At 47.9% G+C, this 20,126-nt stretch carries 12 protein-coding genes; all 12 read left to right on the top strand.

Annotated features, from left to right (window positions below; translation table 11 throughout):
• Positions 1-33 precede the first annotated feature (33 nt).
• The 12 genes from BC349_RS09815 (at position 34) to BC349_RS09760 (ending at position 20,098) form a co-directional block, all read left to right on the top strand.
• A complete protein-coding gene (locus tag BC349_RS09815; protein WP_187256554.1) occupies positions 34-3,378 on the top strand; it encodes a SusC/RagA family TonB-linked outer membrane protein in 3,345 nt (1,114 codons plus the stop codon).
• Between the two features lie 18 nt (positions 3,379-3,396).
• Positions 3,397-4,905: a RagB/SusD family nutrient uptake outer membrane protein gene (locus tag BC349_RS09810; protein ID WP_187256553.1), complete on the top strand. Its 1,509-nt coding sequence runs from the start codon at positions 3,397-3,399 to the stop codon at positions 4,903-4,905.
• A 34-nt stretch (positions 4,906-4,939) separates the two neighbouring features.
• Positions 4,940-5,803, top strand: a complete 864-nt coding sequence (locus BC349_RS09805) for a LamG domain-containing protein (RefSeq protein WP_187256552.1) — start codon at positions 4,940-4,942, stop codon at positions 5,801-5,803.
• Positions 5,804-5,908: 105 nt separating this feature from the next.
• Positions 5,909-9,208 (top strand): VCBS repeat-containing protein, encoded by a 3,300-nt coding sequence (locus BC349_RS09800; protein ID WP_187256551.1) that lies wholly within the window; start codon positions 5,909-5,911, stop codon positions 9,206-9,208.
• Between the two features lie 6 nt (positions 9,209-9,214).
• Positions 9,215-10,657, top strand: coding sequence for a glycoside hydrolase family 30 protein (locus tag BC349_RS09795; protein WP_187256550.1), 1,443 nt, complete (start codon positions 9,215-9,217; stop codon positions 10,655-10,657).
• Between the two features lie 34 nt (positions 10,658-10,691).
• Positions 10,692-12,179 carry a glycoside hydrolase family 30 protein gene (locus BC349_RS09790; protein ID WP_187256549.1) on the top strand — a complete coding sequence of 496 codons (1,488 nt, stop codon included), beginning with the start codon at positions 10,692-10,694 and terminating at the stop codon, positions 12,177-12,179.
• 10 nt (positions 12,180-12,189) lie between these two features.
• A complete protein-coding gene (locus BC349_RS09785) occupies positions 12,190-13,872 on the top strand; it encodes a glucoamylase family protein (protein WP_187256548.1) in 1,683 nt (560 codons plus the stop codon).
• 11 nt (positions 13,873-13,883) lie between these two features.
• Complete coding sequence (locus BC349_RS09780; protein WP_246456884.1) at positions 13,884-15,350, top strand: glucoamylase family protein; 1,467 nt, start codon at positions 13,884-13,886, stop codon at positions 15,348-15,350.
• A gap of 83 nt (positions 15,351-15,433) precedes the next feature.
• Positions 15,434-17,146 carry a GMC oxidoreductase gene (locus BC349_RS09775; RefSeq protein ID WP_187256547.1) on the top strand — a complete coding sequence of 571 codons (1,713 nt, stop codon included), beginning with the start codon at positions 15,434-15,436 and terminating at the stop codon, positions 17,144-17,146.
• A gap of 2 nt (positions 17,147-17,148) precedes the next feature.
• Positions 17,149-17,568, top strand: coding sequence for a DoxX family protein (locus BC349_RS09770; RefSeq protein WP_187256546.1), 420 nt, complete (start codon positions 17,149-17,151; stop codon positions 17,566-17,568).
• 9 nt (positions 17,569-17,577) lie between these two features.
• The gene (locus BC349_RS09765) at positions 17,578-19,362 is read left to right on the top strand and encodes a family 43 glycosylhydrolase (protein WP_222840131.1); all 1,785 of its coding nucleotides are present in this window, start codon (positions 17,578-17,580) and stop codon (positions 19,360-19,362) included.
• Between the two features lies 1 nt (position 19,363).
• Entirely contained in the window at positions 19,364-20,098 is a 735-nt protein-coding gene (locus BC349_RS09760) for a GDSL-type esterase/lipase family protein (protein WP_246456883.1), read from the top strand.
• Positions 20,099-20,126: the final 28 nt, after the last annotated feature.

Below are 20,126 nucleotides of genomic sequence, written 5' to 3'. Positions count from 1 at the left end.
ATGAACAGTTTCTTAACCCTAATTGCTCAAAATATGAAAAAAACTTCACATGGAGGTGCTATGTTGCGCCGTCCATTCCTGCTAAAGTTTGCCAGAATCATGAAATTGACTGCCCTCTTTATGCTGGTCTGTGGTCTGCAGGTGTCTGCAGGTGTCTTTTCCCAAACCAAGGTCAGCCTAAGACTGGAAGGAGTAAACATTAAAAAAGCTCTTTCCACAATTGAGAAGAAGTCCAGTTACCGTTTTTTATACAACCAGGCCCTGTTCTCCGAAAACGCAAAAGTTGAAGTGAACGTAAAAGAGGAGGAAGTATTGACCGTACTGGACAGGTTATTAGAAAACTCGGCACTGACCTATGAAGTGCTGGACAACTATCTCGTGGTGATCAAATTCCGCGGGGTGGACTTCCAGCAGCAGCAGGTAACAGGCCGTATTACCAATGCCGCAGGAGAACCCCTGCCCGGTGCTTCCGTTAAGATAAAGGGAGCTTCCGGCGGAACTTCTGCCGATGCCGATGGTAAATTCGCCATCACCGTTCCGGAAAATGCCACCCTGGTAATTTCCAGCATCGGTTACGAAGACCAGGAAGTATCTGTTGCCGGTAAAACCATCCTGAGTGTGGTGCTGAAAGAATCAACCAAAGTGCAGGATGAAGTGGTGGTGATCGGTTATGGTGTGGCTGCCAAGCGCGACCTGACTGGTACTATTACAAAAATTGCCGGTAAGGAAATTTCCGACAAGCCAAACTCAAACCCGGTTGCTTCCCTCCAGGGAAAAGTTGCCGGTTTAAGTATTGTGAACTCCGGTACCCCGGGTGCCGAACCGGATATTCGTATTCGCGGTACCGTTAGTATCGGTGCGGTAAAACCACTTTATGTGGTAGATGGTATCTTCAATGATAACATCGATTACCTGAACCCGAATGATATCGAATCCATCGAGATCCTGAAGGACCCTTCTTCACTGGCCATCTTTGGTATCCGTGGTGCATCCGGTGTTATTGCCGTTACCACCAAGAAAGCCAAAGCCGGACAGGTGCTGATCAATTTCAACAGCAGCTTCGGTACCAAGAAGCTGGTAGATAAAATTGATATGGTGGATGCCGCAGGTTTTAAAATGCTGTTCGATGAAGAGCAGGCGAACCTGGGTATTACCGGAAGTGATCTGTTCAATTATGCCCCCTGGACCGGTAATACCGACTGGGTGGATATTATGACCCGCACGGCCACTTTCAATAACAATAACCTGAGCATTACCGGTAGTACCGACAAGAACAGGTTCTACATGGGCCTTGGTTATATCGTGGATGAAGGCGTGGTGAAGCATGAGAAGCTGGAGAAGATTCTGCTGAACATCAGTGACGAATACAAGGTTAATAAGAATATCAAGCTCGGCTTTACCTTTAACGGTATCCGCCAGAAACTGCCTTTCAGCCAGGCCAACGGTCTGTTGTTTGATGCCCGCAGGGTGCTCCCGATTACAGATCCTTTTGATGAGGCCAGTGGTTATTACTCCCAGCTGGCTATCCAGTCTGCGCAGATCTCCAATCCGCTGATGAACCTTGAGAGTAAGTGGAATAAGGAAAACCGCATCGAATACCGCTCCGTAGGTAGTGTTTATTTTGACCTGAACTTCCTGAAAAACTTCAACTGGCGTACTACCTTGTATGCTGATATATCTCACCAGGACGGAAGGACATACAATCCGATTCTCTCCATCTTTAACCCAACCCTGCCTGCCGGGGAGCAGGTTTTTGTTGATCCCAATAACCGGATCACTTCCGTTAGCCAGAACACCCAGAGCTGGAAAAAATTCCAGCAGGACCATATCCTGACCTTCAAGAAAACCTTTGGTGACCATGGTCTTACTGCCATCGGAGGTTTCACTACCTATTTCAACACCTATAACGGCCTCTTTGCTTCAGCAAGGCAGAAAGATCCGGGTAATGCTATCCCCGATGACAAGCGCTTCTGGTATATCGACAACGGATTTGTTGACCAGACCACCCGCCGTTCTTCTTCCGGCCAGTGGGAGAAAGCAACCGCCTCCATGTTGTTCCGCGCCCTCTATAATTTCCAGGGCAAGTATATGCTGAACGCTTCTTTCCGTCGCGACGGTTCCTCCCAGATTTCTCCCGATAACCGCTGGAAAAATTTCTATTCAGTAGGTGCGGCATGGGAAATGACCAAGGAGAACTTCATGATGAACCAGAACATCTTCGACTTCCTGAAGTTGAAAGCTTCCTGGGGGCTGTTGGGTGTGCAGAACACCTATGGCTATGATTATCCATTCTATCCTGGTCTGCAAACAGGAAATACTGCAGTCTTCGGAAGCAATATCATCCCAGCCTATTCACAGGCCTATGTTCCCAACAGGAACCTGACATGGGAAGTGGTGGATGCCATGGACTTCGGTTTCGAATTCTATGCATTCAAGAACAAACTTCGCGTGGAAGCGGCCTACTATTCCAAGAAAACCCGCGATGTAATGACACTGATCAAGGTTGGCGCCGGTGCAGGTGACCGCCTGGATAACGTGGGTAAGGTGCGTAACAGTGGTATTGAACTGGCTGCCGGATGGAACCAGAAGATTGCCAGGGATCTCAACATCTCCATCAACGGTAACTTCACAACCTACAGCAATAAAGTGTTGTTCCTGGGTAATGACCGCATTCCACCAAGTGAAGAGCGTCCGAATGTTACCGAAGCAGGTTTCCCCATCGGTTATTTCTATGGGTATGTAGTAGAAGGGCTTTACCAGTCTTATGCTGACAAACTGGCTTCTCCCGCTGTACAGGGTTATGAATATGGTCCTGGAGATTTCAAATACAAAGACCTGAACGGAGATGGTATAATCAATACAGAAGACCGCCAGAAGATAGGAAATCCAACCCCTGATTTCAGCTATGGTGCTACCGTATCACTGAATTATAAGGGCTTTGATTTTGGCGTGGACATCAATGGTGTGTATGGTAACGAAATCTACCGCTACTGGGGTAGTTCCGAATTGCCATTCACAAAGTTCAACTACCCGGCTTTCAAATTGAACCGCTGGCATGGTGAAGGTACTTCCAACTGGGATCCGATCCTTGGCGATAGCCATACCATCAACCGCCTGCCTTCTACTTATGGAATTGAAGACGGCAGTTATATCAGGATCAGAAACGTACAGATCGGTTATAATTTCAATAGTGACCTGATCCGTAAGGCCTACCTGAAGAACCTCAGGATCTATGCCAACGTGCAGAACCTGAAGACCTTCAAGAACAACTCCGGCTATACCCCTGAGTTTGGTGGTTCTGCTACTTCATTTGGTATCGACAATGGTAATGGTCCGCTTCCGATGGTGATCACCGGTGGCATTAACCTGACTTTTTAATTAAAAATATTTACAGCTATGAATACAATTAAGCGTGCTTTGAGGGCTGTATTGATTGGCCTGCCAGTCTTGATGATGTTCGCAGGTTGTTCCAAATTCCTCGACAGAAAACCGCTCACAGCAACTTTGGATGATTTACAACAAGGTGGTGTGGAAGGCCAGATATATGGTTTGTATGGTGCTATACGTAATGGTGATGTGGCCGGACAGGCATTTGGGGGCATTCCCTGGCTGGGCATGAACAACTTCCGTTCCGACGATTCCGAAAAGGGAAGTAGTCCTTCCGACGGCGCCGACTGGGGAGTGATCTTCGACCAGTTCCAGTATGCCAAGGACCACTGGGCACCAACTATTTACTGGGATCAGCACTATGTGTTGATCGGACAGGCAAACACTGCATTGCAACTGGCCGATTCACTGGGACTGACTGACCCCGCTTCACTGGTGAATATTGGTGAAGCCAGAATGTTCCGCGCCTTTGCCTATTTTGACCTGGTGCGTGCTTTCGGTGAAGTACCCAAGATCGATTTCCGCATCTATAATCCTTCCGATTCCAAGATTGCGAAATCCTCTGTGGCCGATATCTACACACTGATCGATTCTGACCTGGATTTTGCCAGGGCTAACCTGCCTGCAGAATGGCCGGGCCAGTATATTGGCCGTCTTACAAAGGGCGCTGCACTGGCCTTATCTGCCAAAACCCAGTTGTACCGGAAGAATTGGGCCGGAGCTTTGTCGCTGGCTGAACAGGTGATCAATTCCAAGCAGTATGATCTGCTGTCAAGCTACCAGAAACTATTCACCACAGCGGGTGAAAACAGCATTGAATCCATCTGGGAAATCCAGGCATCAATCGGTGCCAATAATACGGATAACTACTCTGCTCCATATGCCGTTCACCAGGGTGTAAGGGGAACAGCTGACTGGGATCTTGGCTGGGGATGGAATACACCCACACAGGCGCTGGTAGATGCTTATGAAGCAGGTGATCCCCGTAAAGATGCTTCCATTCTTTTTTCCGGCCAGGATGATGGTCTGTATGGCAAGAAAGTTCCTGATTACCCAACCATTCCCCGCAAATACTGGAATAAGAAAGTTTATCCGGAACCAACCGTGCAGATTTTAACGGGTAACCGCCAGGCTGGCTGGTTGAATCAACCCATTCTTCGTTATGCCGATGTATTGCTGATGGCAGCAGAAGCTGCCAATGAAATTGGCGGCGCTGAGAATATTACCAAAGCATTGACCTACCTCAACAAGGTGCGTGCCCGTGCCCGTGGTAACAATGCTTCCGTACTTCCGGATGTTGCTTATGTGAGCAAAGACCAGCTGAGGACAGCCATCCAGCATGAAAGAAGGGTGGAACTGGCGCTTGAGGGCGATCGTTTCTATGACCTGGTTCGCTGGGGTCTCGCAGAGTCAGTACTCGGATCCTCCGGTTATCAGCCCAAGCACCAGTATTATCCGATTCCGCAATCTGCCATTGACTTCGCCGGCGGTGTGCTCAAACAGAACCCCAACTATTGATTGTGAATCATAATCATCATCAAAAAAGTAAACAATGAAATTCAACATAAATGCAGGAATGGCGATTAAGGCCTTCACCGTTGCGGGTGTCGTAATGGCGATGGCATCTTGCCAGAAAATGGATACCCCCGGTTTAGGCGAATACCCGGCTGATGCCAACCCTCCCGGTGGTCCGCTGAAGTTTTACGCCGCTTTTGACGGTACTACAACCAATCCCCTGATGAATGCAGTGGATAGTATCCGCGCCAATTTTGCCTCAGATAATCCATTGACCTCCGTAGATGGGGTAAGTGGAAAAGCTGTGAAAGGTGAAAGTAAAAAATTCATCAAGTATGCCAAACCAAACGATTGGGGACGCACAGCCAAAAGCTTTACCATTGCTTTTTGGTATAAGAGGGATGGCCAGACAAAAAACAATAAAGGAGGTAACGGACCCGAATACCCGATCAGCTTTAAATCAAGCAATGGTCACTGGTCAGGTGCTAATCTGTTCGTGATCATAGAGGGCAATAATGAAGCCTGTGCGGTTAAGGTGATGATCGCTGATAAGACCAATGCGGACAACTGGTTTACCTGGGAAAACAGCAACACTATTCCCGGCATGCTGGATAACAAATGGCATCATGTGGCGCTGACCTACAGTGAAACCACCAGTGAAATGACCCTTTACCTCGATGGTGTGGCAAACACCAATGTGAGGAAATGGGGAACGCATGGTCCAATCAATATCGATGAGTCCAAGATTTCTGAAATGAGGATCGGTGCTGGTCCCGGAACCAATTACGATTCCGATGATTGGCTGTCTTCTTCATGGAAAGGCGAACTGGACCAATTCAGGATGTATGCTGTCGCTTTGCCGGTTGCCGATATTCAGGCGCTGGTGAGCGGAAAGAAATAACCTGATTAGCTGGTTTTATAATAATTACACTGCTATAGCAGAAGAAGGGCTGATCAATTTAATTGTATCAGCCCTTCTTACTTACCGGCCCCGAATATTTTGCACATGGTTATTCTCTTATTAAGACGATTGCTTAACACTGCTGCAGCCCTTGCAGCCGGCAGCCTGTTGCTGTCGTGCAATGACAACAACACATTGTTCAGCAAACTTTCCCCTTCCAAAACCAATATTGAGTTTGTAAATAAACTGGAAGACAAACCCGGACTAAGCATTCTCTATTATCTCTATTTCTATAACGGCGGCGGTGTGGCCACAGGCGATATCAACAACGATGGCCTTGCTGATATTTATTTCACCGCCAATACAAAAGGCAACAATAAACTCTACCTCAATAAGGGCGACTTTGAATTTGAAGATATAACCGAACAGGCTGGTGTAGCGGGAAACGCCGACTGGAGTTCGGGTGTTACCATGGCCGATGTGAATGGTGATGGCTTTCTGGATATTTATGTTTGTGCTGTCGCCAGATCTTTTGGCCTGAATGGAACCAACCAGCTGTTTATCAATAACGGCAACAATAGCTTTACCGAAAGCGCTGCAGCTTATGGCCTTGATTTTTCAGGCCTCTCCGCACAGGCGGCCTTTTTTGATTTTGACCGGGATGGTGATCTGGACTGCTACCTGCTCAATCAATCCAAACAACCTCATGCCAATATACAGGACACCAGCGGAAGGCGGGTGCCGGATGCCCTCACGGGTGACCGCTTTTACCGGAATGAGCTCAACACAGGCGAAAAAAAATTTACTGATATCTCCGCCGCTGCAGGTATTTACCAAAGCAAGCTGGGCTACGGACTTGGCATCGCTGTGGCTGACCTTAACAATGACGGCTGGGATGATATTTACATTGGAAATGATTTCCATGAAAATGATTACTACTATGTAAACAATGGCAACGGCAGTTTTACTGAATCCGGCGCCGCGCATTTCAGGCATTATAGCCGGTTCAGTATGGGCAATGATATAGCGGATTTCGACAACGACGGACAGCCTGATGTGGTGACCGTGGACATGCTTCCCTCTGATGAAAAAATTCTTAAAACCTACGGAAGCGATGAGAACCCCGACAGCTACAAAGTGAAGCTGGAGATGAACGGATACCAGAACCAGTATTCGCGTAACAGCCTGCATCGCAACAATGGCAATGGCAGCAGTTTCAGCGATATCGCCCTGATGGCAGGAGTGCCTGCAACCGACTGGAGTTGGAGCCCGCTGCTGGCTGATTTCGACAACGATGGCAATAAAGATCTTTTTGTTTCCAGTGGAATTGTAAAACGTCCGGTTGACCTGGATTACATACGGTTTGTTTCAGATATGGAGAGGAAAAAGAACATCAATAATACCAATGCCTATGACGAGGAGGTGATCAAAGCGATGCCCGATGGCAGCGGACATCCATATCTGTTCAGGGGCAATGGGCATATGCATTTCACGGATGTCAGCATGGAATGGGGTACCGGAGACAGAAAGGGATATTATAACGGCGCAGCTTATGCGGATTTTGACAACGACGGGGATATCGACCTGGTGGTGAATGCCATCAATGAAGAAGCCCTTTTATTAAGGAACAATACCGGGGGCAAAAACTCACTAACGGTTACCCTCAAAGGTGATAAACCCAATGCATTCGGCGTCGGAACAAAAGTATATAGCTGGCAAAAGGGGAAAATGCAGTACCAGCAGGCGATGCCTACAAGGGGCTTCCAATCGGCAAGCGATACCAGGCTTGTCTTTGGATTGGATTCGGCCTCTGCGCCAGACAGTCTCCTGGTGGTATGGCCCGACCAACGTTACCAGGTCCTGAAAAATATCCAATCCGGCAAACCGCTCCTGCTGGAACAATCCGCTGCAAAAGGAACTTTTTTGTACAAGGATTTCTTTCACCAGACCACACCTCCATTTGAGGTTGTCAACCTGTCAGCCAGCTATACACACATCGAGAACCCCTTCTTCGATAACAATGTCCAGTACCTGATTCCACATGGACAATCCACCCGCGGACCCAAACTGGCTGTGGCTGATGTGAATGGCGATGGGCTCGATGACATCTATGCCTGTGGGGCCATTGGACAAACCGGTACTTTACTGGTACAGTCAGCAAGCGGTCAATTCACCACCACGATAAGTGACGGCCTCCATACCGCCAGGGATTCTGAAGGAGTGGATGCGCTCTTTTTTGATGCCGATAAGGATGGTGACCAGGACCTGTATGTCGTGAGCGGAGGCAATGAATTTGAAAATGGAAACCCACTTCTGGCGGATCATTTTTATCGCAACAGCGGCAAAGGTGTTTTCCTTGAAGACAGTGCAGCCATTCCTTCTCTTCGCTTTAATAAATCCTGCATTACATCTGCCGATATTGATAAGGACGGCGATACCGACCTGTTCATTGGCGGATTGGCAGATGCCAGGCAGTTCGGTATGGCGCAGGCTTCCTATTTGTTGCTAAACGATGGCAAGGGCAAATTCAGCATCGCCGGAGAGGAGATCATTCAGCTCAAAAACATAGGCATGGTTACTGCTGCATCCTTTGCTGATCTGAATAAGGATGGTGAGCCAGACCTGGTGGTAAACGGCGAATGGATGCCGGTAAAAGTATTCCATAATAAAGCCGGCAAATTTACTTCACATGACCTTGATCAGTCAACAGGGCTCTGGCAGTCTGTATATGCGGCAGACCTGAATGGCGACGGATTTACGGATATCCTTGCCGGTAACTGGGGGCATAACTCCAAACTGTGGTCAGGCAAAAAGAGCCCTTTAAAGTTATATGTAAAGGACTTCGATAAAAACGGTACGGTGGAACAGGTGTTAGCTTATAATATCGACGGAAAGGAGTATCCTTTCCTGGCTAAGGATGAACTGGAAAGGGCCCTTCCGGTGTTGAAAAAAGCTTATCTCACGTATGGTGAAGTAGCAGGTAAGACGGTGGATTATATTTTCTATGACCTGTTCAGGGAATACCTGGAACTGAAAGCCGAAACACTTTCTTCCTCTGCGTTTATCAACGATGGCAAGGGAGGATTCACCCGCACCGATCTTCCGGATGCCCTGCAGACAGCACCATTGATGGCTTTCACTTCCATCCGGGATGGTAAAGGCACTGGTTTTATGGCCGGAGGAAACTTTTATAATGTAATACCTTATGAAGGGCGATACGATGCCATGGTGCCAACAACCTTCTCCTTCGCATCTGATAAGTCAACAATAGTTAGCGGGGCCGCCCTGCCTTTAGTTTCAGGGGAAATCAGGGATTTTAAATGGCTCAGGAAGGCCGGCGGTGGCGAGTTGCTGGTAATAGCCCGTAATAACGATTCACTCATTTTTTTAAAGCAAAATAATTAGACCAATATGCTCCAAAAGTTAAAGATCAGCACGGTATTGATAGGCATCAGCAGTATTTTATCCTGTCAGTCAGGTTGCTCCAAAAATTCAAGTCCGGATGCCGGCGGAACCAATCCCACAGTGCCGGCTACCGAAATTGCTTCCTGGATAACAAGGGGTGATAAAACGGCATTGTTGTATAAACAACCCAATATTTCATTTGGTACCGCTTCCGAAGGCTCCGTCATTAATGTGGACAGCGCCACCAGGTTCCAGACGGTGGATGGATTCGGTTATACACTAACTGGCGGCAGCGCCATGCTCATCAATCAGTTGCCACAGGCGGCAAAAACCGCATTGCTCCAGGAACTCTTTGGAAAGAAGGATGACGCTATCGGGATTAGCTACCTGAGGCTCAGCATTGCAGCATCTGACCTGAGCGAGGAAGTGTTCAGTTATAATGATTTACAGCCGGGACAAACAGATACTGCACTCAGTCATTTCAGCCTGTCAAAGGATACGGTGCACCTGCTTCCTGTTCTGAAAATGATTCTGGCAATCAATCCGGATATCAAATTGATGGGTTCTCCCTGGAGCCCCCCGGTGTGGATGAAAGACAATGGTAAATCTGTTGGAGGCAGCCTCTTACCCCAATACTATGCTTCCTATTCGAAGTACTTCGTAAAATATATCCAGGCAATGAAAGCACAGGGTATTACTATCGATGCGATCACTCCGCAAAACGAACCGCTTCATCCGGGAAATAATCCGAGTTTGCTGATGCTTCCTGAACAGCAGGGAGATTTTATAAAAAATCATCTCGGCCCGGCATTCAGGGCTGCAGGAATCACCACCAAAATAATTGTGTACGACCATAATTGTGACCGCCCTGATTATCCTATCACTGTGTTGAATGATGCGGGTGCAAAACAATTCATTGATGGCTCCGCATTTCATTTGTATGCGGGCGAAGTAAATGCCCTGACAACTGTTCATAATGCGCACCCCGACCGGAATATTTATTTCACCGAACAGTGGACTGGCGCCAAGGGTAGTTTTGATGGCGACCTGAAATGGCATGTAAAAAATGTGATTATCGGAACCATGCGGAACTGGAGCAGGATTGCCCTTGAGTGGAATCTTGCCAATGATGCAAACTACAATCCGCATACTCCCGGTGGTTGTACTGAATGTAAGGGCGCGCTCACTATTGTTGATGGCGGCGTCGTTAAGAACGTGGCCTATTATATTATTGCGCATGCATCCAAATTCGTAACAGCCGGATCAGTTCGCATCGGCAGCGATATTAAAGGAAACCTGCACAGCGTGGCTTTTCAGACACCAGATGGTAAAAAAGTGCTGATTGTTTTGAACGACGGTGTTGCCAATGAAAAATTTACTATCAGTTACAAGGGAAAGAATGCTGTAACAACCCTTGCTGCCGGTGCCGTAGCCACTTATACCTGGTAACGCTGACCCATACATCAAGATTTAAACTTCCAACATGAAATATATACCCATCCTGATTGCTGCCTCCCTATTCGCCGGATGCCAGCAACCCACCGATAAAAAAACAGATTCCACCGTTTCAACCGATACCCCGGCCATACCGGCTTTCAGTCCCGCGGGTAAATCGGTGTATACCTACACCACCGCTGACAAGACGGATTTTCGCTTAGCCCTTACCGATACCCTTACCTTTTCTGAAATGGGCCAGCCTAAGGAAACGCAGATCTGTGTATTCGTGGATCCGAAAAGAACCTACCAGACTTTTATGGGTATCGGTGGCGCCATCACCGACGCATCTGCTGAAACCCTTGCCAAACTTCCGGCCGATAAGCAGGAAGAATTACTGAAAGCCTATTTTGATAAGGAAAAGGGGATCGGGTATTCTTTGCTGCGTACCAATATCATGAGCTGCGATTTCAGCAGCGGCAGCTATTCCTATGTGCAGGAGGGCGATAAGGAATTGAAATCCTTCTCTGTGGAACATGATAAACAGTATCGAATCCCCATGATCAAAAGGGCGATTACCGCCGCCGGTGGAACGATTCCTTTGTACGCAAGCCCATGGAGCCCGCCGGCCTTTATGAAAGACAATAAAAATGTGCTTCAGGGTGGAAAATTGCTCCCCGAATTTTATGATGCCTGGGCTAAGTTTTATGTGAAGTTTATCCAGGCTTATGAAGCAGAGGGCATCCCGGTATGGGGTATTTCCATCCAGAACGAACCCATGGCCACCCAACGTTGGGAAAGCTGTATTTACTCTGCGGAAGAAGAAGCGAATTTCCTGAAAAAACATCTTGGTCCAACCATGCATGCATCCGGTATGAAAGATAAGAAGATCATCATGTGGGATCATAACCGCGACCTGATCTACCAGCGTGCCCAAACTTATTTCAACGATCCGGAAGTGGCGAGGTATGCCTGGGGTATTGGATTTCACTGGTATGAAAGCTGGAGCGGCGGCGACAATACCTTTGACAACGTTGCTATGGTGCACGAAGCCTTCCCCGATGAAAACATCATGTTTACTGAAGGCTGCCAGGAAAAATTTGAAGCTTCCAGGTATTACGAATGGAAATGGGCCGAACGCTATGGCCGCAATATGATCATGGACTTTAATGACGGCGCTGTAGGCTGGACCGACTGGAATATTCTGCTCGACGAAAACGGCGGTCCCAATCACGTAGAGAATTTCTGCTTTGCGCCTATGCACGGCGATACCAAAAAAGGTGAGCTGATCTATACCAATGCCTACTATTATATCGGCCACTTTTCCAAATTCATCCGCCCGGGTGCCAAAAGGATTATCAGCAGTCCCAGCCGCTCCCAGTTGCTCAGCACCTCCTTTGTAAACGAGGATGGTTCTATTGTAGTAGTGGTAATGAACCAGTCAGAACTGAATACTCCTTTTTACCTCTGGATTGATGGAAAGGCTGCCGAAACCGTTGCCCAACCACATTCCATCAATACTTATGTGATCAAGTAAACACAAGGCCATGAAACTGATTGCTTACAAGGTAGTTTGTTACAGCGCCATCGTCTTTTTTATGGCCTGCGGGAAATCGGGCTCAGATCCGGCACCAGCGCCTGTGGTGCCCAAACAGGTTAGTGTAAAAACAATCCTGCTCAACACTGATCCGATGGATGATCTTGAATATGGTGTGACTACAAAACCTTCGATCACCATCCGGTTCAGCGAGCCGGTAAAACCTGCTACTGTTGCTGCGGCAGTCACGCTGACCAGCGCTTCAGGTGGCTCTGCACCGGTGTTTACTACGAGTTTACAAAACCAGGATTCTGTTTTGGTGGTGCAAACAACCTCCGACCTGTCCGCACTCAACCAATATGTATTCAGTATTGGCAATGAACTGAAGTCAGCCTCCGGTGGCAATTTTATCTCTACCGTCAATAAACGGTTCATAACCCGGATCGATTCTTCGTCAAAGTTTCCAGCGATCAGTGACGATGAACTGCTTACCCTGGTGCAGCGTCAGACCTTTAAATATTTCTGGGATTTCGGTCACCCCGTCAGCGGTCTGGTCAGGGAACGAAATAATTCAGGCGATGTGGTAACATCCGGCGGATCAGGTTTTGGTGTAATGGCACTGGTTACTGCCGTTGAAAGAAATTTCATTACGCGTGCACAAGGTCTGGAGCGGCTGAAAACTATGGTAACATTCCTGAAGGAAAAGGCGCAAAAATTTCATGGTGCCTTCCCTCACTGGCTCAATGGGGCCACAGGAGCCGCGGTCGCTTTCAGCCAGAAAGACAACGGCGCCGACCTGGTGGAAACATCCTTCCTGGTAATGGGGCTGATTACTGCCCGCCAGTATTTTGATGATGCCGGCGCGGAGGAAACAACATTGCGAAATGATATCAATACCATTTGTAACGGGGTCGAATGGAACTGGTTCCGGAAGAACAATGAGGAAGTACTTTACTGGCACTGGAGTTCCACTTATAACTGGGATATGAACATGCCGATCCGCGGCTGGAATGAGTGCCTTATTACCTATGTACTGGCAGCTTCTTCTGCCACGAATGCTGTTCCTGCTTCTGTTTATACACAGGGATGGGCCTCTGCGGGTGGAAATGGATTTACTAACGGAAATACCTATCTGGGAGTAAAACTACCGCTGGGACCGGCTTACGGCGGACCATTATTCTTTTCACATTATTCTTTCATGGGTATCAATCCCACCGGACTCACGGATACATATACCAACTACATGACCCAGAATACGGCGCATGCGCAGATCAATTACAATTACTGCGTGGCCAATCCAAAGGGACAATATGGATACAGTGACATGATATGGGGACTAACAGCTAGCGATATCCCAGGTGGATACACTGCCAGTTCGCCCACAAATGATGTGGGGGTAATTGCACCCACCGCAGCGCTGGCATCCTTCCCCTATACCCCCGACCAGTCTATGAAAGCACTGAAATTCTTTTATTATATTCTTGGTGATAAACTTTGGAAAGACTATGGATTCGTAGATGCATTCTCCTTAAAAGAGCTCTGGTTTGCGGATTCGTACATAGCCATTGACCAGGGACCCATAATCGTGATGATTGAGAATTACCGTACAGGCTTGTTGTGGGATATGTTTACCAGTGCGCCCGAAGTAAAAGCTGGTATGAAGAAACTGGGATTCACTGCACCGTATCTATAAAAATTTAAAACATGTCAGACACCCTCGTAAACATGTCAGACACCCTGGATTATAAGCGGGGAATCAGTTCCGGTAAATTACCAAAACGGACTGCATTTACCGGTTCACCTGGTAAAACATGCTGTTTGCTCGGCCTGGCCCTGCTGGTAGGCGTCGCTTTTAACGTTGATAGCTATGCGCAGAAAAGGAAACCCGCACCTGCTGCCTCTGTGGAGTTCAACGCAGCTGCACGTCCGAAAAACCTGGATGACTCTGCTTTGCTGGACCTTGTCCAGAAACAGACATTCCGTTATTTCTGGGATTTTGCACACCCGGTATCCGGACTGTCGCGTGAGCGCAGCAACAATGCTTATAGCTATGGTCCCGAAGTGGTAACCACCGGAGGAACGGGTTTTGGTATTATGGCAGTGATTGTTGCCACCGAAAGGAAATGGATCTCCCGCGATTCCGCCGCCAGGTTTATGCTGAAGATGGTGCGCTTCCTGCATAAATCAGATTCCTATCATGGTGTATTCCCGCACTGGCTTAATGGCGCCACCGGAAAAACAATTCCCTTCAGCCGGAAAGATGATGGCGCCGACCTGGTGGAAACATCCTTTCTCTTCCAGGGGCTGCTGACCGCCAGGCAGTATTTCAATGGGGATAATGCCACCGAAAGGGATCTCCGCAATATCATTAGCTGGTTGTGGAACGATATCGAATGGGATTGGTTTACCAACAACCAGGAAGTACTTTACTGGCACTGGAGTCCCAATAACGGCTGGGCCATGAATTTCCCGGTGCGGGGATTCAATGAATGCCTGATCATGTATGTACTGGCAGCCTCCGGCGAACGGTATCCCGTTTCCGCCAATGTGTACCACCGGGGCTGGGCGCAGAGCAATTTCTTTAAAAACGGAAAGGAATTTTATGGCATTAAGTTGCCACTGGGATTTGATTATGGCGGACCACTTTTCTTCTCGCATTATTCTTTCCTGGGACTGGACCCGCGAGGCCTTGAGGACCAGTATGCCGATTATTGGGAGCAGAACAGGAACCATACCCTGATCAACCGCGAACATTGTGTAAGGAACCCGAATAATTTCAAAGGATATGGTGCATCGAACTGGGGATTAACTGCCAGTGATACCTACCATGGTTACGATGCCCACTCTCCGTCAAATGACAATGGCACCATTACGCCAACAGCAGCGCTTTCTGCTTTTCCCTACACACCTGAATATTCCATGCAGGCCCTGAAACATTTTTATAATGAGCTGGGTGATAAGATCTGGACTGAGTATGGGTTTGTGGATGCCTTTAACGAAACGCAGAACTGGTACGCAAAAAGCCACCTTGCCATTGACCAGGGCCCCATCATTGTGATGATTGAAAACTATCGTACCGGCCTGCTTTGGAAATTATTTATGTCCGCCCCCGAAGTACAGAAAGGATTAAAAAAACTTGGATTTAAAAGTCCGCATATTAGCGGGGATTGATGTGCTGAACCAGGGACGATGGCCCATTGTAAAATTTTACCCGTCGGGTGGCACCCGACGGGTAAATCAAAAAACGAATAATCATGCCAGGAGATCCGAAAAAGCAGGTTTCAACCCACAGCTACGATGCCATCGTGATTGGGAGCGGTATCAGCGGCGGCTGGGCAGCCAAGGAATTGTGTGAAAAGGGACTGAAAACCCTGGTGCTGGAACGTGGCCGAAATATTGAACACATCAAAGATTATCCGGGCTATAATAAACACCCCTGGGAACTGAAGCACGGGGGGTATATACCGCAGTCAGTATTGAAAGAAAACCCGCTTATCAGCAAAGCGGCAGGTTATGCCGAAGACACGGAACATTTTTTCATCCGCGACAAAGACCATCCCTATATCCAGGAGAAACCATTTGACTGGATCAGGGGATACCAGGTTGGTGGGAAATCACTCACCTGGGGCCGGAGCTGCCAGCGGTGGAGCGACTTCGAGTTTACTGCTCCCGGCCAGTTCGGCTTCGCCGTAGACTGGCCAATCCGCTATGCCGATATCGCCCCATGGTACAGCCATACTGAAAAATTTACCGGCATCTGCGGAAATAAAGACGGCGTTCCTTCCATGCCCGACGGAGAATTCCTGCCGGCCTATGAACTCAATTGCGTAGAGCAGCACATGAAGGATGTGTTCTGGAAGGAATACAAACGATACCTGATCTCCGGCCGTTGGGCACATCTTACCGAACCCACGGACATTCACCGCGAACAGGGCAGGGGGCAATGCCAGAACCGCAACCTCTGCATGCGCGGATGCCCGTTTGGCGGCTATTTCAGCTCGGTTACGTCCACCCTTCCCTGGGCGGCTAAAACCGGAAATCTCACCATCCGCCCCCATTCAGTTGTTCACTCTATTATATATGACGAAAAAAATCAACGTGCTGCCGGTGTGCGCGTAATCGATACCGTTAGTAAGGAAGCAACGGAGTATTTCGCCCGGATAATTTTCCTGAATGCCTCAGCCCTGAACACCAACCTTATTCTGCTGAACTCCACCAGCGATCGCTTTCCCGACGGACTTGGGAACGACAGCGGTGTGCTTGGCAAATACATCTGTTTTCACAATTACCGGGGTAGTATGAACGGAGCTATCGACGGGTTTACCGACAAATATTTCAAAGTGCGTAAACCGGCCGAATGTGTTATTCCGAATTTCCGCAACCTGGGCAAACAGGATACGGACTTCCTTGGCGGTTACACCATTTTCACCGGCGCTTACCGTGAAAGATTCAATGCCGATGGGGCTCCTGGCCTTATTGGAGCAGAACTTAAAGAATCCATGAGTGAGCCGGGCGGCTGGCGTATGTATATGTACATGCAGGGAGAAACCATCCCGAAAGAAACCAACCGCGTATACCTGAGTCCCACGGAAAAAGACCAGTGGGGTATCCCGCTGCTGGTTACCGATGTTGGCTATGACGACAATGATGACAGGATGGTAAAGGATTTCCTGGAACAGGGTAAGGCAATGATGGAAAAAGCCGGTGGAAGAGATATTATTACCAATGACACCAAACAGCCGCCGGGACTGGATATCCACGAGATGGGCGGAGTGCGTATGGGCCATGATCCCAAAACTTCCATGCTGAACAAGTGGAACCAGTTGCATGCCTGCAAAAATGTTTTTGTAACGGATGGTGCCTGTATGACCAGTACAGGAAACCAGAGTCCCTCTATTTTATACATGGCTTTCACCGCAAGGGCCGCCAATCATGCAGTGGAAGAATTGAAAAAAGGAAACCTGTAATCATGAAAAAATTCCTCTCACCCGATTGCAAAATATGGTATGAGCCGGGTATGGCTTTTGTCAGGATATTAACCGGACTTTTTATGGTTTATCATGGCTGGGAAATATTCAACGACCAGAAAATGCAGGACTATGCCAAATGGCTGACGGACCTGCATTTCCCGTATGCAGCCACTATGGCCTTTGTGGGCAAGGCAGCCGAATTACTGTCTGGTTTTTTGCTTACACTGGGCCTGTTTACCCGGCTTGCTGTCATCCCCCTCGCCTGCACCATGCTGGTAATTACATTTGGGATGGGGAAGGGAAAAATATTCTATGAAGACCAGCACCCATTTCTATTTGTGCTGATCAGCCTGGTATTCTTTTTTGCAGGACCCGGAAAATATAGCCTGGATCATATTTTATTTGGGAGAAATAAATAAAATTAGCCCATGAGCACTCAACATTTATTGAAGTATTTACATCCTGCCATCCCACTATTTCTCCGCATGATATTAATAGGCAGCGCAATGATGCTGGCTTTTTCCCTACAGTCCCAGCAAAAATCCTACTGCAATCCGATAAACCTCGATTATGGTTATACGCCGATCCCCAATTTCAGTGAGTGGGGCCGCCATCGCGCCACTGCCGATCCGGTTATCGTTACCTATAAGGGAGATTATTATCTTTTCTCTACCAATCAGTGGGGTTATTGGTGGAGCAGCGATATGCTGAACTGGAATTTTGTGTCCCGAAAATTCCTGAAACCCTGGCACAATGTATACGATGAATTATGTGCACCTGCAGCAGTTGTAATTGGTGATACCATGCTGGTCTTCGGCTCCACCTACTCGCGCAATTTCCCGTTGTGGATGAGCACCAATCCGAAAGGGAATGAATGGAAAGAAGCCCTTGACTCCCTCGACATCGGCGGCTGGGATCCTGCCTTCTTTGCCGATGACGACGGTCGTTTTTATATGTACAACGGAAGCAGCAACCGTTATCCTTTATACGGTGTGGAATTGAACCGCAAAACCTTTCAGCCTGTTGGCACACGTAAGGAAATGTATTTCCTTGAGGACTGGCGCTATGGCTGGCAGCGCTTTGGAGAATACATGGACAATACCTTTCTGGATCCCTTTATTGAAGGCGCCTGGATGACCAAATACAATGGAAAATATTATCTCCAGTATGGTGCTCCCGGAACAGAGATGAGCGGTTATGCAGATGGGGTAGTAGTGGGCGATTCTCCCCTGGGGCCTTTCACGCCGCAATCGGATCCGTTAAGTATGAAACTGGGAGGATTTGCAAGAGGTGCTGGACACGGGGCTACTTACCAGGATCCCTGGAAAAACTGGTGGCACATATCCACCATGGGCATCAGTGTAAAAAATACTTTCGAAAGGCGCAATGGCATCTGGCCGGCAGGTTTTGACAGGGATGGCATAATGTATTGTAATACTGCATTTGGCGATTATCCGCATTATCTTCCTGATGCTGAGGCCAATCATCTCGAAAGCCGCTTTACCGGCTGGATGTTGCTCAACTATAAAAAGCCCGTACAGGTTTCATCTGTTCTCGGCGCTTATTCTGCCAACCATGCGGTGGATGAATCGATCAAAACCTACTGGAGCGCCGCATCGGCCAGCAAAGGCGAATGGATCCAGACCGACCTTGGTGAATTGTCAACGGTTTATGCAGTGCAAATCAATTATGCCGACCAGGATGCCGAATTCCTGGGTAAGCAAACTGCGATTTATCACCAGTATAAACTCCACTACTCAGCTGACGGAAAAAAATGGCAGGTACTGACCGACAAAAGCACCAACAGGAAAGACGTTCCGCATGATTATGTGGAACTGGCCGCACCGGTAAAAGCCAGATTTATCAAACTCGAGAATATTCATATGCCAACCGGGAAATTTGCGGTCTCAGGCCTAAGGGTGTTCGGGAAGGGGAATGGCAATGCTCCGGAACCGGTTAAAACATTTATGGTATTGAGAACGGAGAAGGACAAACGAAGTGCTTATATCAAGTGGAAGCCGGTTGATAATGCCTATGCCTACAACATTTATTATGGAACAGCGCCGGATAAGCTTTACAATTGCATAATGGTGCATGATGCAAATGAATATTATTTCAAGGGGATGGATGCTATGAAGGTCTACTATTATACCATTGAAGCCATAAATGAAAACGGGGTGTCACCCCGGTTCAGGATCATTAAATCAGAATAATTTGGAAACGATCAAAACCGGAACCATGTCCGCCAGTAATAAAGCCAAATGGATAAAAAGATTAACCATTATTATAGTATTGTTCCTGGTACTGCTGGTCATCCTGATCGCGGGATCTGATGCAAATGCACAAACCCGGCCGCCATTTTATAACGATATACAGTCATTTAAAAAACTCGACAGTATTGCCCCCGCTCCTTCGGGAAAGATTCTCTTCATAGGCAGTTCTTCCTTTACCTACTGGAAAGATGTGGCAGATTATTTCCCGGGATATACCATCATTAACCGTGGTTTCGGCGGTTCCACACTTGAAGACCTGCTTCGATATCAGGCTGATATCATTTATCCCTATAAACCCAGACAGATCGTTATTTATTGCGGTGAAAACGACGTGGCCTCCAGTGACAGCATTCGTGTTGAAACTGTTGTGAACAGGTTCAAACAGCTATTTTCGGATATCCGCCGCCGTTTGCCAAAAACTAGGATACTGTTTGTGTCTATGAAGCCAAGCCCCAGTCGCTGGCATATGCAGGACAGGATGGTGGCTGCCAACAATGCCATCAGGCAATTCCTGTTAACAGAAAAAAGAACGGGTTACGTTGACATATATGCGCCGATGTTGAAACCCGACGGCCGCCCTTATCCGGAGCTGTTCCTTTCTGACAGCCTTCATATGACGCCAAAGGGTTACGCTGTCTGGAAGGAGAAAATCGGCCCTTACCTGATACGCCAATAAATTCAATACTAAACTGAATAAATACGCT

The organism is Flavihumibacter stibioxidans, from assembly GCF_014332695.1.
GTDB lineage: Bacteria > Bacteroidota > Bacteroidia > Chitinophagales > Chitinophagaceae > Flavihumibacter > Flavihumibacter stibioxidans.
Note: the sequence above shows the minus strand (reverse complement) of the source record. Positions and strands in the feature narration are given on the sequence as shown.